General features: G+C 40.4%; 10 protein-coding genes. 9 read left to right on the forward strand and 1 reads right to left on the reverse strand.

What is annotated here, in order from left to right; genetic code table 11:
• Positions 1–354: 354 nt before the first annotated feature.
• The 5 genes from BM107_RS15930 to BM107_RS24520 all read left to right on the forward strand — a co-directional run bounded on the left by BM107_RS15930 (position 355) and on the right by BM107_RS24520 (position 8118).
• The gene (locus BM107_RS15930; RefSeq protein WP_090985107.1) at positions 355–1377 is read left to right on the forward strand and encodes a FecR family protein; all 1023 of its coding nucleotides are present in this window, start codon (positions 355–357) and stop codon (positions 1375–1377) included.
• A 168-nt stretch (positions 1378–1545) separates the two neighbouring features.
• Positions 1546–4791 carry a TonB-dependent receptor gene (locus BM107_RS15935; protein ID WP_090985108.1) on the forward strand — a complete coding sequence of 1082 codons (3246 nt, stop codon included), beginning with the start codon at positions 1546–1548 and terminating at the stop codon, positions 4789–4791.
• Between the two features lie 382 nt (positions 4792–5173).
• Positions 5174–6475: a hypothetical protein gene (locus BM107_RS15940; RefSeq protein WP_090985110.1), complete on the forward strand. Its 1302-nt coding sequence runs from the start codon at positions 5174–5176 to the stop codon at positions 6473–6475.
• 91 nt (positions 6476–6566) lie between these two features.
• Positions 6567–7649 carry a hypothetical protein gene (locus BM107_RS15945; RefSeq protein WP_090985113.1) on the forward strand — a complete coding sequence of 361 codons (1083 nt, stop codon included), beginning with the start codon at positions 6567–6569 and terminating at the stop codon, positions 7647–7649.
• 220 nt (positions 7650–7869) lie between these two features.
• Positions 7870–8118 (forward strand): CBU_0592 family membrane protein, encoded by a 249-nt coding sequence (locus BM107_RS24520; protein WP_208864397.1) that lies wholly within the window; start codon positions 7870–7872, stop codon positions 8116–8118.
• Here the strand turns inward: BM107_RS24520 and BM107_RS15950 are convergent.
• Entirely contained in the window at positions 8060–8713 is a 654-nt protein-coding gene (locus BM107_RS15950) for a TetR family transcriptional regulator (RefSeq protein ID WP_090985115.1), read from the reverse strand. The genes BM107_RS24520 and BM107_RS15950 overlap by 59 nt on opposite strands.
• Positions 8714–8905: 192 nt before the next feature.
• On the opposite strand from BM107_RS15950, the gene BM107_RS15955 reads away from it, so the two are divergent.
• From BM107_RS15955 to BM107_RS15970, 4 genes are read left to right on the forward strand one after another with little or no spacing between them, the layout of a single operon-like run.
• On the forward strand, positions 8906–12133 hold the full coding sequence (locus BM107_RS15955; protein ID WP_090985117.1) for a SusC/RagA family TonB-linked outer membrane protein: 3228 nt from the start codon (positions 8906–8908) through the stop codon (positions 12131–12133).
• Between the two features lie 33 nt (positions 12134–12166).
• A complete protein-coding gene (locus BM107_RS15960; RefSeq protein WP_090985119.1) occupies positions 12167–13957 on the forward strand; it encodes a RagB/SusD family nutrient uptake outer membrane protein in 1791 nt (596 codons plus the stop codon).
• Positions 13957–14883, forward strand: a complete 927-nt coding sequence (locus BM107_RS15965) for a metallophosphoesterase family protein (protein WP_244278832.1) — start codon at positions 13957–13959, stop codon at positions 14881–14883. Before BM107_RS15960 ends, BM107_RS15965 begins: the two co-directional genes overlap by 1 nt.
• Positions 14843–16129 (forward strand): alkaline phosphatase family protein, encoded by a 1287-nt coding sequence (locus BM107_RS15970; protein ID WP_244278833.1) that lies wholly within the window; start codon positions 14843–14845, stop codon positions 16127–16129. Before BM107_RS15965 ends, BM107_RS15970 begins: the two co-directional genes overlap by 41 nt.
• The last annotated feature ends 60 nt before the right edge of the window (positions 16130–16189 follow it).

The raw sequence follows: 16189 nt of genomic DNA on the forward strand, positions 1-16189 counted from the left end.
TCACCGTTGACGAGCAAAAAAAAATGCGATGGTGACAAGAAAAAAGCCTTCTTATAATAACGTTTATACAAGCAGCTCATCGTTAATATATCTTGCTACTATATAAGCGCATATAAGTTTTAAGCGTTATCATCATTTTCAGGCAAGAGCGGCGATGAATACCTGCATAAATCAATCGAGGAGATTTACTTTTAGTTAAATCCTAAAATTATTTCTCAGGATAACAAGCAAATAAAACTGCCTAATAACTGCCCCTATTCGCTTTTTAAAATAAATTTCATTTTCCGATAGCTATATCACCACGCTCGTGCATATATACATTAGTGCGCAGCGCTAAAGCTTACAAATAATAAAGTGAAAGAAAACATTAAAATACTATTTGAATATTACTTAGCAGGTAAAACCACTCCAGAGCAAGAAAAAATGTTAATGGAGTACCTTGCTGACCCAGAGAACGCCGATAGTGAATTTTATGGTATAATGGAAAGCGCGTGGACAGCAAAAACAACAGAAACCGATTACTCTTTAACTGCTGTTAACGGACTTACAGAAATATGGGAAAAAGTAGAAAAACGCCGATCTAAAAGCAGATTATTCTCACCACTATTAAAATATGCTGCGGCAGTTATCGTCATTATTTCTGCATCGCTTGGCTGGTATCTGTACCGGAACGTACAACAAGCTACACAAACATCGATCACCTTTTTAAGTAAAACCACTCAAAAGGGTGAAAGACTAAAGTTGATTTTACCTGATAGTTCTGTTGTATACCTTGGTGCCGAAAGCAGGCTAACCTGGCCATCCCGGTTCGTAAAAGGTAATTTAAGAAATATCCAGCTGGAAGGAGAAGCTTTTTTTGAAGTAAAACATGATACCACCAGCCCATTTATCGTACAGAGCGGAGAGATGCAGACCAGGGTTTTGGGTACTTCATTCAACATTTATGCTTATCCTGAAGATGAAACTTTCAGCGTCGCTGTTCGTACCGGTAAAGTAGGCGTTTCGGAGAACAGTACCGGAAAATTAAGGCAACTTTCGCTACTTACTCCCGGAATGAAATTATCATATCATTTGAAAGCACATCACTATGATATCCGTAACGAACGTATCAGCGAAATTAATGCATGGATTAAGAACAGATTTGCCTTTAAAGATGTAAGCCTGGCTAATATGTTCCAGTCACTGGAAAGATATTACAATGTCCGTTTCGAACTGAAAACCAATAAATTAAACGATTGCAGGTACAATGCCACATTTACCAGCAAAAGCATCAGCGATATAATGGAAGAAATCCGGATCATGAGCGGCAAAAAAATGAGATATAAAATAGACAATGCAAACAAAATAATAACCGTATGGGGGGAGGGCTGTCAATGATGAGTTAGCAAAATGCTATAGCGCGGCAAAAGGTGCAAAAAACCAGATTTATACCTACAAAAAACAGATTAAACCTCTTTACATCAACAAGGGGCCGGATTGCTCGAACAATCCAGCTCCTAAAACAAAAGTTTTTAACCCGTGAAAATTAAAAAACATCTTGAACCTATGAAAATAGGAATTTATGAATATATAAAAGAATATATTATCAATTTAGATTACCGCCCTTTGGTAACCTTCATCATACTATCTACTTTTTTATTTAACGAGGCAGTGGCAAACAGTTTTGCACAAACGCCAAAAGAAGGCATACTGAGCATTAAGATAGTTGAAATGGGCATTCCTGATGCGCTTTCATTGCTCGAAGAAAAAGCAGGCTTGTCAATCAATTATAATAAATCGATTTTCAGCAAAAACGGGAAAGTAAGCCTCGAAGTAAAAAACATGGCCATTGAGCTGATCTTAAAAAAAATACTTTCAGGAACCAGAGTAGCCTACCGGTTTGCTGATGCCAATACCATATTGCTATATAAACTTCCGGATCTGGTAAAACCAGGAAACATATCAGGAAAGGTTTTTGACGAAAAAGGTGAAACCCTGCCCGGTGCATCTGTTAAAATTAACGAAACGGGCAAAGCTACACAAACGGCCAGCGATGGTAGTTACACATTAACTGCCGAACCCGGAAAATATACAGTAGAAATTAGTTATATATCTTTCATTACACAACGCATAAGTGATGTAGAAGTCAGGGCAGATAAAAGCACACCGCTTAACATTGCCCTAAAACCCGATGCAAAAGGTTTGCAAGATGTGGTGATAACCGCCAGCTATAAAAAAGCTTCCGTTGAAGGCTTACTGACCCGTCAGAAAAACGCTGCTGAAATGAGCAATGGAATTAGTGCCGACCAGATTTCCAGAACACCGGATAAAAACATTGGTGAAAGTTTGAAACGCATTAGCGGGGTAAATTCGGTAGACAATAAAATGGTACTGGTACGCGGCATAGGTGAACGTTATAACACTGCACAGCTGGATGGGATTACGCTACCTAGTACAGAGGCACAAACCCGTAACTTCTCTTTCGATTTAATTCCCTCGAACCTGGTTGATAACGTTGTGGTGAGTAAAACCGTTACGCCTGATATGAATAGCAGTTTCGGGGGTGGGTTAATACAGATCAATACCAAAGATATCCCTACCGAGAACTTTATGTCGTTTACAGCAGGTACTTCGTATAATGATCAAAGCACAGGAAAAGATTTTTTAAGTCATAAGCGAGGCAAATACGATTATTTTGGGTTTGATGATGGAAGAAGAAATTTTCCGGTCGGTTTAGAACATACTGAACGTACAACGGCACCCAACAATACGCTTACAGACGAGCAGTACCAGCAAATGCTGATTGCTCAAAGCCAGAAATTCGTCAATGATAATTTCACGATGTACAGGTACAAAACGGCACCATCTCAAAATTATCAGTTTACCATAGGCAGAACCATAGGCATTGATACTACAAATAATAAAAAACTGGGTTTTACCACATCATTAAGCTACCGCAACAACCAGAATATCAATACCATTGAACAACAAACAAGAGGTGAATGGAATATCAATACGCCAAATACCGGTGCGAAATATATGTTCAACACCACTTTAGCAGCCATGTTAAATGTAGGTTTACAGCTTGAGAAAAACAGATTTAGTTTCCGCAACACCTATACACACATTTACAATAACGACCTATTTAGAACCATTGGTTATGATGCTGATAATGGATCTGAATTCTTTGCCAATGGCCGAAAACCAAATGCTATTGTTGAAGCTGACGATCCTACGTACACCGACCTGTTACAGAATAAACTCAATGGCCAGCACCAGGCAGGCAAAGTAAAGCTGGAATGGAATTTATCGCGTACATCAATAGACCGTAAAGAGAAGGATTTGAGTATTAGCACCCAAAACTTGCAGCAATTTGGTAATGATTATGAATATTTTTACCAGGCAAGCGGCCAAAGGGAAGGTTATATCAAACCTACCTCAAGACATAACTACAGCAATAATGAACACCATCTTGCCTGGGGTGGCGATGCAAGTATGCCTTTCAAAATTGGCTCACTAAATAACACGGTAAAAACGGGGTATTTTGGTATACACAAAGAAGGTTCCTTAAACTGGGAAATCGCATCACTGGTCCGTAATGCATCGATACCCGATAGCCTGAAATTCATCTCTATCGCCCAAATGATTGATCCTGCCAAAATTGGCAATAATGGCTACAATTATTTTATTAACCCATACTTTTTAAACGGCTATAAAGGTAAAAGTACCACCCAGGCGGCGTATATGATGCTTGATAACCGTCTTGCTGAAAAATTACGTTTGGTATGGGGCCTAAGAGCAGAGTACTTCAAATATACCGAACTCCGCAACGACCTCAATGTTAGGGGAGTGAGCGGTTTCGCACTTCCATCTGAGAAAAAATGGCGTTGGTTACCTTCGGCTAATCTTACCTATAGCCCTACAAAAGAGATTAACATCAGGGCCGCTTTTTCAAATGCTGTAGTAAGGCCCGAACTAATGGATAACAGTCAGTTCTTTAGATACGACCCGATGTTTGATGCCCAGTTTGGGAACGAGGGTTTAGCCAGTACCCAAATTAAAAATTACGATCTTAAATTTGAATGGTTCCCCGGCTTGGGCGAAATCATCTCGGCAAGTGCCTTTTATAAAAAATTCGATCAACCCGTAGAAGTGGTTTACAGCATCTCAAACGGAGGCGGTTTTTATTATATCAAAAATTCTGATCAAGCCAAAGTTTATGGATTGGAACTGGAGTTGAGGAAAAACCTGGGTTTCATCAATAACAATACCCTGCTTTCAAGATTAACGCTTTACGGCAACCTTACCTTACAAACAGCCAATGTAGTTGGGACCTACAAAACTACCGGTACCAATGGCGAAAGTGTTATAGTAAGTGCCAAAGCCAAAAGGAACATGTATGGGCAGGCACCTTACCTGATCAATGCCGGGCTACAGTATCTGGACGAGCATTTTGGCTTCAACCTGGCCTATAATAAATCTGGGCGCAAAACAACTTTGGTTAGTCCGGAACTGAATAACATTGAATATGAAAACCCGCGCGACCAGATTGATGCACAGATTAGTTATAAGTTTTATAAAAACAGGTTCGAAGTAAAAGTCAATGCCGCGAATTTACTCAACAGGGCCTCGCTGATTTATAGAAATACCGCAAGTTACGAAGCCAACCCCGATTACCAGCCGGGTTCAGACTACAGCAATAAGTTGCGATTGAAACCAGGTTTTACCAACAACCTGGATGATGGAGACCAGGTGATGTTTTCGCAAAAATTTGGCCGCACCTACAGCACCTCTATTACCTACAATTTTTAGAACGACCATGAAAAACAGTTTTTATAAGGTTAAACCATTTAACAGGAAAGGAGGAAATTTATTTCCTGCATAGCCAAAAAAAACGAAAGGTTATATCAGAACCCTTCGTTTAAACCGATCATTTGCAGTGGAACGGCCAATCAGGAAAACCTGAAATATTTTTAAATCTACTGTTAAAAACCCAGGGTAGCTAACAGCTTTACTTAGTTAAATCTATATGAACAGCTAAGATATAAAAAAACATCATATTTAGGTATATCAGGCTTTTATTTCCTTAAAAACCAACAAATAACTTGTCTGTAAACCTAAATAACCTTGAAAAAAATCAACCTAAAAAACATGGATCGTAACAATAAGATCCTATGAAAAACAAAAAATGACAATGAAAAATTTTAAAAATTTAATCGGTCTTTTATCAATTGTTGCTGTTTCATTTACAGCTTGTAAAAAAAACGAAGGTGGTGCTGATGCATTCGGTAACCGCAGCACTTCAGCAGCAGATTATTCACAATCATCCTTGCCGGTTGTGGCTGTTAGCGGAGACATTACCAGCTCTGTTACCTGGACCGCAGGAAACGTTTACGAATTAAGCGGTGTAGTAACGGTTAGAAATGGTGCAACTTTAACCATCCAACCAGGTACTTATATCAAAGCTTCGGTAAATACTCCAGGTGTACAAAATGGTGTATTGGTTATTGCCAAAGATGGTTACATCAATGCAGTAGGTACAGCAGAAAATCCAATTGTATTCACCAGCCGTTACCTTTTAGATGGTGATGCCAGTACAACTGGTAAACCAGGCGACTTTGGCGGAGCCATTATTTTAGGTAATGCCAGAATCAACGTTGGTGATAAACTGATAGAAGGTTTAGCTGACAATCCTAAATTCCATTACGGAGGTACAAATGACGAAGATAACCGAGGTACTTTCCAATATGTGCGTATTGAGTATGCAGGTTTCCAGTTGGCTCCAAACATCGAAGTTAACGGTTTAACTTTAGGTGGCGTGGGCAGTGGCACAACGATCGATCATGTACAGGTTTCTTATGGTCTGGATGACGGATTTGAGTTTTTTGGTGGTACAGTTAGTCCAAGTAATTTAATTGCGCTGGCTTCTGATGACGACCAGTTTGATTTCGATAACGGTTTTACCGGTATACTAAGCGACTGTGTGGCCATTGCCGATAAAAATTCTACACACAGTACGAGTGGAGGCAACAGCGATTCAAACGGTATCGAATCTGATAACAATGCACCTGCGGAAGATGGTACGTTTAGCTTAACCCCTAAAACACATCCAACCTTACAAAATGTAAGCATTTTCGGAACTGAAAATAAAAACGGTATTTCTGGTTTAGGCTACCGTAACGGTATCCGCGAGCGCAGAGGTTCTGAAGTAAGCTTAATTAGTGTGATTGTTTCTGGTTACAATACCGGTATCGCTTTCGACAGTGATGCCAATGCAAGTCTTTCAGATATTTCTTCTACTTCTGTTCATGGTTTCAACAATTCAATCACAGCTGCCGTTGGTGCTTATGCTGATGGTGGTGGCAATACTTTGGTAGTAAATGCAACCAACGCCAGTACTTTCGGTGTTGCGCAACCATGGTATAACACTCCGGGTTCTCCTGCTACAGTTACACTTCCGAGCTGGGCTTCAGGTTGGTCAAAACTTGTATTTTAATTTTTTCTTAATAGAAAGAGACTATGCTGTTCGGCATAGTCTCTTATAATAAAACAGGATAACGCTGTTTTAAATGATAATTAACCTTTATATGAAACTTAAAATATTTGCCTTTTTTTTCCTTTCGGCCATCGCCACATTAAGTTTATCCTGTCGTAAGGCAGAACTACTCCAACCCGAACCGGTTAAAATTGTTCAGTTAAATGTTACAGGTGCAAGTAGTGTTGAGCTGGAGTACCTGTATAAAGACAGCGTAATTGCCGCACCACCTGCGGGGGGCATCAACGTAAAAACCCTGCTTACCGTTAAAGATCAGCACGCTGATTTGAAAATCAGAAAAAAAGGTTCAACGGAGATATTACTCTCCAGAACGATAACGGTAGCACCGTTCGATCAGTACATCAGTATTTTTTATGATGGCACTAAAATATACAACAGTTCCATTTCATTACTCATCAAAGGCTACGCACTGGCGGGTGAACTCGAATTTTTAATAGATGGAAATGTATTTTTATCCGGCACCGGTTCGATAAATAACACCTCCCCTATCCTGATTGATAAAGGTACAAAGAGAGAAATAACGGTACGCAAAAAAGGCGAAACCGATATTCTGCTTGCTAAAACGATCGATGCAACCAGCAATAGCCAAAGCATAAATTTCTTTTACGATGGAATCAAAATTGTTGATAATGTAAGCCTTAACCCGCCTGTAAATCCTGCAAATATGATGGTTAGTGCAAAGTTCGAGACTTTATTTGCACCACAATTTAAAAATGTTGATGTAGACCTCGTTTTCTACACCAGGCTTAAACCCCAATCTACCGCAGCGTATGCTACCGCCGGAACAAAGGTACAGCCCGAACTTAGGCTTACTTTGCTTAAAGATGGTACTTTTAACCAGATAGAACTTCCACCACTACCAGATGCCAATTATATATATAGTTTTGATATTGTTGAAAAAGGCACCGATAATGTACCCTACACCACAACCAGCGCGCCTTTTGTATTAGCCGCCTATCCCTTTAAACCTAACCAGGGCCGTTATGGGGAAATTAATTTTGAAGCCGGCAAGTCGAGGTTGTTTGTTATCAACGATACTAAAAATATTTTAGCAAATACAAGAAGTACCTATTTTTCCGGTAAAGTAACCGACCTTTCTCAATATTTCAAATAACATTAACATGTTCATTCTTTAAAAAAAGGAGGAAACCAAAGCAAACTGCAACGGTGATCTCCTTTTTCTTTATTGAAATTAAAGAACCAGCATCCCGATACTAACATTTTTTTTGCTACAGCGCTACCACCCGATATATCTGATTATTGCTGTAATTATCTAAAGGTAATCACATTATTTCATAGCTTTACCCAGCAAACCATACAACAGAATGAAATTAATGATGTCACTTATCGGATGGTCTGGAGTAGTATTTTGTACGCTGGCATACCTTTTTTTAAGTATGAAATTAATCCGGTCGGATTCGTTCTCTTTTCAGGCCCTAAATATATTGGGTGGCTTGTGTTTAGCCGTAACTGCTTTAGATACGCACGATTTACCCAATGCTGCTGCCAATGTACTCTGGATGTCTATTGGCTTATTTGCTTTGGGTCGCCAGTTAAAAAAACGTGATCAGAAGACGCCTTAGTCGGAGGTATGCAAAGCAGATCATAAGCTTTCTGCTTATAATAGGCTAATCGCTCCGAATAAGCTTTTTTATCATTTTCCAGCGAAAGATAAAAGTAAGCCCCGTCAACCATTACAAAAATGAAATCGGCTGCAACCTTTGGGTCGTTTACATTTGTAATGGACTGCGCATTGCACTGTTCAATCAGCTGTGCAAGTCCTTTGCGCAACGAATCCAGAATTAGCTTATACTTTTGCTTGATTTTTTTCTCCCTAAACGCCAAAGCGTAAAAAGTATAAAATAAACCGTCATCAAAAAGCAGGTTCCATTTTTTAGAAAACAGCATTTCAATCGTACTTTGCAAATCGCTTAAGGATGCTTTCTCTTTATTCTTTACGGTATAGATCAGTAAATACCGGTCAAGTATGTGGTCGATCAATTCGTAAGTGAGTCCTTCCTTGGTTTCAAAATAATGAATAATAAGGCTCGGGTTAATATCCATCACCTTTGCAATCTTGGCTATGGAGGTATTTTCGTAGCCCTCTTTTTTGGCCACCTGGTAAAATACCTTTATAATTTCCTGTCTCCTTGTCTCTTTTAGGCTTTTACGTCCCATTGTGCAGCTAATTTAATGGGGCAAACTAATCAAAAGCGGTTGGATTCTGCAAATTTATTTTACTAAATATATTGAATGAACGTTCAATTAATATATTAATTGAACGTTAACCTATCCTTAATATGATATGCTCAATTTAGCACTGCTGAAAAGAGCTTATCATTCCAAATCAAACAACTAAATATTAAGAAAATGAAAAAAAGGCTACTCTGGATATTCATGCTATTGATTCTGTCTACAAGCGGCTTTGCACAAGGGATCGCAATAAAAGGCGTGGTTACTGATGCAAAGACAGGAGAAACGCTCCCCGCCGTAAACATTACTGTAAAAGGGACAAACCTGCATATCGCCACCAACAGTAATGGTATTTATACCTTAAGTAATGTAAAACCTGATGCCACACTTATCTTTTCCTACATTGGCTACAAGCAACAGGAAATTTTGGTTAGTGGCCGGGCAAAAATCGATATTTCTTTATCTCCTGACTTTGCCAACCTAGATGAGGTAATGGTTGTTGGTTTTGGAACCAAGAAAAAAATCAATGTTGCCGGCGCAATTGATCAGATTTCTGGCAAGCAGCTTGAGTCGAGACCTGTAAGCAACGTATTACAGGGCTTACAGGGCATCAGTCCCGGACTCAATATTACTTACGCAGGCGGCGCGCCAGGCAGTGTACCCAACATCAATATCAGGGGCTATACTTCCATTAATGGTGGCTCGCCATTAATTGTTATCGATGGTATTCCTGCTACCAGCACTGATGATATGTTGCGCTTAACCCCTAGCGATATTACTTCGTTTACCGTATTGCGCGATGCGGCATCGGCAGCCATTTATGGCGCACGTGCTGCATTCGGTGTGATTCTGATTACCACTAAACAAGGTGTTGCTGGTAATAATACCATTAGTTACAATACTTTCCAATCATGGGCAAAGCCAACCTTACTACCCAGGCCGGTGACCGATCCCTATATTTTTTCGAGGGTATTAGAAACTGCTACAGATAACACTCCATGGGATTATGTAAATTATTCTGACGAGTATTACCGCTGGGCGAAAGAAAGATCGGATAACCCTGCTATAGCCGATACCCGGTTAAATCCAACCGACCCTACCAAGTGGGCCTATATGGGCAGTAACGACTGGTATGAATATTTTTTTAATCACTCGAGTTTATCTAAAAGCCATACTCTTACTTTTTCTGGTGGAGCTGCGGTAAACGAAAAGCCCTTAACCTACTACCTCTCTGCAGATTATACCAGAGATAATGGGTTAAATAAACTGACTGCAGATTACTGGGACCGTTATGGACTGAGGTCAAAAGTGGGTTTTTCTCCACTTTCGTGGCTTAAAATAGATAATAACCTGAATATTTATCAAACTAAACGGGCACTTCCTAACGGAAACATTACCGACCTGTATTACCTGATGCCTACCGACGTAGCTACGAATCCTGATGGCACATGGGCGAATACCGCTGCCGGAAAACTGGCTGCAAAACTTGTAGATGGAGGAAATAACCTTCAAAATATGTTTGGTTTTCAAAATATTACAAGTGCAACTGCTTTATTTTTAAAAGGTGATCTTCAGGTAAACGCTGACGCTTCTTTTAAACGTGAACTCTGGAAAACGCATAATGACAGTAAAAAATACAAAATCGGCTATGGTCCGAATGATATCCGAGAAGAAGGTGGTACCGGTTCAGTAACCGAAAACAATGGTTACCTGTTTAATAACGCATTTAATATCTATAGCACCTATAAAAAGACGCTTGGCGACCATTTTTTCAGTGCAATGGTAGGTTTTAATAGCGAAGATTACAGCTATTCTACCGTAAACGCGAGTAAAGACATTCTGATTTCTTCTTCTCTACCGTACCTATCGCTCACCAGTGGAACGGCTACTGCTAGTGCAGGTTATTCCGCTTATGCTACCAATAGTGCATTTTCAAGATTAAATTACACGTACAAAAACAGGTACATCCTGGAAGCTACAGGAAGGTACGATGGTTCATCGCGGTTCCCTGTAAATAGGCGCTGGGGATTCTTTCCTTCAGCTTCTTTGGCCTGGATAGCAAGTGGAGAAGATTTCTTTAAGATACTATCGCCTGTAGTATCTACCTTTAAACTTCGAACCTCATATGGAGAACTTGGAAATCAGGGTGCTCTTCCAAACGATAACGTAGCAAACTTTGGTTATATCCAATCACTTGTAACTGGTACTTCTGGTTATTTAATTGGAGGAAATGGCCAGAACCAGGTGATCAATGGTGCCCCTGGATTAAACGTAGACCCACGAACCTATACATGGGAAAGAATATCTACCTTAAATATGGGTACCGATATTGGTCTGTTGAACGATAAACTTTCTTTCACTTTCGATTATTATATCCGTGATACCAAAGGCATGCTTACTGCAGGACAAGAACTTCCAGGGGTGTTAGGCACGGGTGTACCACGCCAAAATTCAGCAGATCTTCGTACCAAAGGATGGGAGCTTTCAGTAACTTACCGAGACAGGTTTGAACTGGGTTCAAAACCTTTCAGCTTTGATACTAAAATATTCCTGGCCGATTCTAAAGCTAAAATTACCAGATTTAAAAATGATCAGAACCTCTTTTCCAATTACCGCGAGGGGCAGACACTCGGAGAGATCTGGGGATTACAGAATGACGGGGTTTTCCGGAGTAAAGCAGAAATTGCTGCTTTAGATGAATCTGCCATTATTCCATGGGGTGCACTTTCCATTGTTGAGGGATGGCCAAAATATGTTGACCTTGATGGAAATAAGAAAATTGAAAGGGGTTTAAGTTCAAACGATCCGAAAGATTTAAAAATTATCGGTAACAGTGCTGACCGTTATACGATCGGTGCCAATCTGAATATGGATTGGGGTGGTTTTGATGTTTCTGTATTTTTGCAGGGCGTATTAAAAAGAGATTTTTATCCTCATCACTATCTTTTCTGGGGGCCTTACCAGCAGCCGTATGCCAACGTTTATCCATGGAACCTTGATTTTTACCGTGGAGCAGCTGATTCGCCGGAACAAAGAGCCAAACACTCCGCTTCATATATCGCCGCGGGCCTTGCTGATGCCAATACCGATTCTCAATATCCGGTATTACAATCTTGGCTTGCCGATGCCAATTATGGATCGGGTTTAGATATTCCCCAGACTAAATATTTACTAAACGGTGCTTACCTGAGGATCAAAAACGTATCGTTTGGTTATACCTTACCAGTTCAGTGGACCAAAAAGTTTCATGTAAACCGTCTTCGCGTATTTGTGACCGGAGAAAACCTGTATGAGTTCTCTTCTATCAAGAAATTTATTGATCCTGAAGCGGTTAACCAGGGACCAAGTGCCTGGGCATATCCTTATCAACGGAGATATGCCTTCGGTTTAAACCTCGATTTTTAATTTTTGGATCTATCATAATTAAATCATTAGAAAATGAAAAAGTATATATATATCGTGTTTATTGCAGTTGCAGGTATGCTCGCAGCCTGTAAAAAAGCCGGGCTTGATCGTTTCCCTCAAACCTCCGTCTCCCCTGGCCTCTTTTTTAACACAGAAAGTGATCTTTCGCTCTATGTAAATGGCCTACTTTCGCAGCCAGACCGCAGTACTTACCTTAATGATCAGAGTACGGATAACGTATCCACTACAGCAGCAGTTGAGATAAAAAATATTATGGGAGGCAACGCGACCGCCCAAAACATTACCACTGGCTGGAGCTGGAGCAGGTTAAGAAACATTAACTATTTTCTAGAGAATTGTGGAAAAGCACAGGTTTCTGCTGCCGTTAAAAACCACTACGCAGGTTTAGCCAGGTATTACCGCGCTGAATTCTATTTAGATAAAGTTAAGCGTTTCTCTGACGTACCCTGGTATTCAGGTACATTGGAACCTGGTGATGATGCACTCTACAAAGCCCGGGATCCAAGGACGTTGATTGCCGACAGTATCATGGCAGATCTGGATTTTGCCTATAAAAATGTGAGGGAAAGTGTCCCGGTAGGTACTCCGGGAAAATGGGCAGTGGCCACTTTATATGCACGGGCAGCACTTTATGAGGGCACTTATCGTAAATACCATAACGAACTCAATTTAAGCAGTTCAGCAAATGCATTTTTAGAAACTGCAGCAAGAATTTCAGGAGAAATCATCGCCAGCAAAAAGTTTAACATTTACAACACCGGAAAACCGGAACAGGATTATGCAACACTTTTCTCCAGTCAGGATTTAACAGCCAATAGCGAGGTCATTTTAGTCAACATCTTTGACCTGAGTAAAAACAAAAGCCAGAATGTAAATTCTACCGTCTTTGGCGATTATGAGCAGGCACCAGCCAAGAACCTGTTAGAAACTTACTTAATGAAAGATGGAACGAGGTTTACAGATGTAGCAAACTACACGCAGCTGGGTTTTGTGGCAGAATTTAAAAACCGCGATCCGCGGATGTCGCAAACAATGGTTTACCCGGGCTGGATCAGGGTACCCGATGCTACCCCCTATATCCAGCGTTTAAACAAAAATTTTACAGGTTATCATCAGTTGAAAGGTTATGTAAACAGCACTGATAACGCGATCTTAAACGGTGTAGATTTTCCGGTATACCGCTATGCAGAAATCCTGTTAACTTATGCTGAAGCACTTGCTGAATTGGGTACCTTAACGCAGGCCCAACTCGATCAATCGATAAATCTTCTTCGTAAAAGAGCGGGGTTGCCCGATCTCAACCTGGCAACGGCTAATGCCAATCCAGATCCGGCATTGCAATTACAGTATCCGAATGTCACCGCTAACGCAGGTGTTATACTCGAAATCAGGAGGGAACGCAGGGTAGAATATGCTTTTGAAAACATGCGCTTTGATGATTTAATGCGTTGGAAGGTAGGCAAACTACTTACCACAAGCCCCCAAGGCATGTATTTTGCCGGATTGGGCAAATACGACCTTACCGGTGACGGCGTTGATGATATTATTCTGATTGACAGAACGGCAACGATCCCTGGTGAAGACCAGAAAGAAAAAAATTCGCTTGGGGTAAAACTTATTTATTACCGTGCAGGACTTATCGGTACTGATGCAACGGTTTATTTGAAGAATGGCAACAACGGCGGTAATATCGTAACAGAAAATGTGACCAGAAACTTCGAAGAACCCAAATTCTATTACCGCCCTATCCCGCAGCAACAAGTCATCCTGAATCCTAAACTGAAACAAATTTTTGGCTGGTAATGATGGCAGAAATAACGAGAAGGTCTTTAATAAAGGCAATAGGAATATCGGCAGGAACGGCATTTTCGGGCGCGTTGCCAGGTCTGGCTTCTGAAACGCTTACAGATAAACCGAAAGGTAAGAAGCTGGTGCTTACTGTGCCACACATTACTGATGTTCATATCCGTGCAGGAGAAAATGCCCCGCTACGATTCAAAGCATGTTTAAATCAGATAATCAGCAAACATAAAGTTGATTTCTTCTTAAACGGAGGAGATTCCATTAATGATGCTTCTTATGATAATGTGGTACGCAATCAGGTAACTGAACAATGGGATATTTGGGATGAATGCACTAAGGTGATCGATAAATACAAAATATACAGTTGTATTGGCAATCATGATATCTGGTGGAAAGCGCCTGCAACAGACGATGAAATGTATGGAAAGAACTATGTGGTAAAACGGCTGAAAATTCCTAATCGTTATTACAGTTTCTCTAAAAAAAACTGGCACTTTATTATCCTTGACGGCAACAACAGCAAAATTTCTCTTGATGATGAACAGTATAACTGGCTTGAGCAGGAATTAAAAAACCTGCCTGCCGGCACACCTACGCTGATCATGTCACACTATCCGATCCTGGGCACCACCCACGTATTGGTTGGCGGCGGACATTCGGATTGTAAAAAACTGAAGAATCTCTTCTACAAACATCGCGATAAGGTAAAAATCTGCCTGAGCGGACACAACCATCTCTCTGATCAAACGGTATACAATGGTGTGCAATACTGCTGCAATGGAGCCATGAGTGGCTTTTGGTGGGGCAAAGGCGATGCAGAATCAGTAGGCCCCGGTTATTACCAGGAAACGCCACCCGGATATGCTATACTTAAAATGTACGATGATGGAACAGTTGAAAACGAATATTTCTCAAACACTTTCTAATCATAAAACGATGTTATTAAGGACATTTATTTTTGCCTGCTTTTTTTCTTTATCACTATCATCACTTGCTCAAAACAGGCCACGAAAAGTGGTTTATGTTATCGCCGATGGCATCCCTGCCGATGTAATAGAACGATTGGAATTACCTAACTTCAAAAAAATCATCTCTGCAGGATCCTATTCGCGCATGCATGTGGGCGGAGATAAAGCAAGTTATAACGAAACACCAACCATATCTGCTGTAGGTTACAATAGCTTGCTTACCGGCACCTGGGTAAACAAGCATAACGTACCCGATAATGACATCAAGGCTCCAAATTATAATTATCAGCATATTTTCAGGCTTTTCAAAAATCAATACCCTGATAAAAAAACAGCTATTTTTTCCAGCTGGACTGACAACCGAACCAAACTGCTTGGCGATGGCCTTCCCGAAACCGGAAACTTTAAACCCGATTTTGTAGCTGATGGTTTTGAGTTAGATACTGTCCGCTTTAAACATGATAAAAAAGCTGACTATATGCATTTTATTGATGAGGAAGTGGTTAAACGAGCTGCTAATACCATTCATGATCAAGCACCGGATCTATCATGGGTATACCTGGAATATACGGATGATATGGGCCATCGCTATGGTGATAGTCCGGAGTTTTATAAGGCTGTTGAGATGCTGGACAAACAAATGGGCCAAATTTGGGATGCCATTAATTACCGTCAACAGCGATTTAAAGAAGATTGGCTGATTGTAATTACAACTGATCACGGACGCGATGAAAAAACAGGTCGCGGACATGGCGGACAATCGGATCGTCAGCGTTCTACCTGGATGGTAAGTAATTATAAAAACCTGAATACTCATGCGCAATACTTCGATCTTAGTATAGTAGATATTATGCCTTCCATTGCTGATTATCTGAATATAAAACTTCCAAAAAGTGTAGAACAGGAAATTGATGGTACTTCATTTATTGGCCCGGTATCCATATCCGCACTCAAGGCAAATTATGTGCAAAACCACTTAGACATCACCTGGAAGGCGTTGGAAAAGAAGGGAAAAGTAAAAATTTGGCTGGCAACCACTAATGCCTTTAAAACTGGCGGAAAAGATGATTATCATCTATTGGGAGAGGTTGACGTTAATCAGCAACATTACCTGGCCGACCTTAATAACTATCCATCCCCTTACTATAAACTAGTGGTTGAAGCACCAGACAATACGCTTAACAAGTGGATAAGTGTTAAATAATTAATTTCATTCCGAAAAATTCATATTCTTAAGCCCTATGCCTGATCTTAAGCGATCAGC

Source organism: Pedobacter suwonensis (assembly GCF_900111825.1).
Classification (GTDB): Bacteria; Bacteroidota; Bacteroidia; order Sphingobacteriales; family Sphingobacteriaceae; genus Pedobacter; species Pedobacter suwonensis.

Coding starts and splice junctions, on each gene's coding strand:
- BM107_RS24520 (WP_208864397.1), top strand. CDS start 7,870: ATGATGTCACTTATCGGATGGTCTGGAGTAGTATTTTGTACGCTGGCA.
- BM107_RS15955 (WP_090985117.1), top strand. CDS start 8,906: ATGAAAAAAAGGCTACTCTGGATATTCATGCTATTGATTCTGTCTACA.
- BM107_RS15940 (WP_090985110.1), top strand. CDS start 5,174: ATGAAAAATTTTAAAAATTTAATCGGTCTTTTATCAATTGTTGCTGTT.
- BM107_RS15960 (WP_090985119.1), top strand. CDS start 12,167: ATGAAAAAGTATATATATATCGTGTTTATTGCAGTTGCAGGTATGCTC.
- BM107_RS15935 (WP_090985108.1), top strand. CDS start 1,546: ATGAAAATAGGAATTTATGAATATATAAAAGAATATATTATCAATTTA.
- BM107_RS15950 (WP_090985115.1), bottom strand. CDS start 8,713: ATGGGACGTAAAAGCCTAAAAGAGACAAGGAGACAGGAAATTATAAAG.
- BM107_RS15970 (WP_244278833.1), top strand. CDS start 14,843: ATGGAACAGTTGAAAACGAATATTTCTCAAACACTTTCTAATCATAAA.
- BM107_RS15945 (WP_090985113.1), top strand. CDS start 6,567: ATGAAACTTAAAATATTTGCCTTTTTTTTCCTTTCGGCCATCGCCACA.
- BM107_RS15965 (WP_244278832.1), top strand. CDS start 13,957: ATGATGGCAGAAATAACGAGAAGGTCTTTAATAAAGGCAATAGGAATA.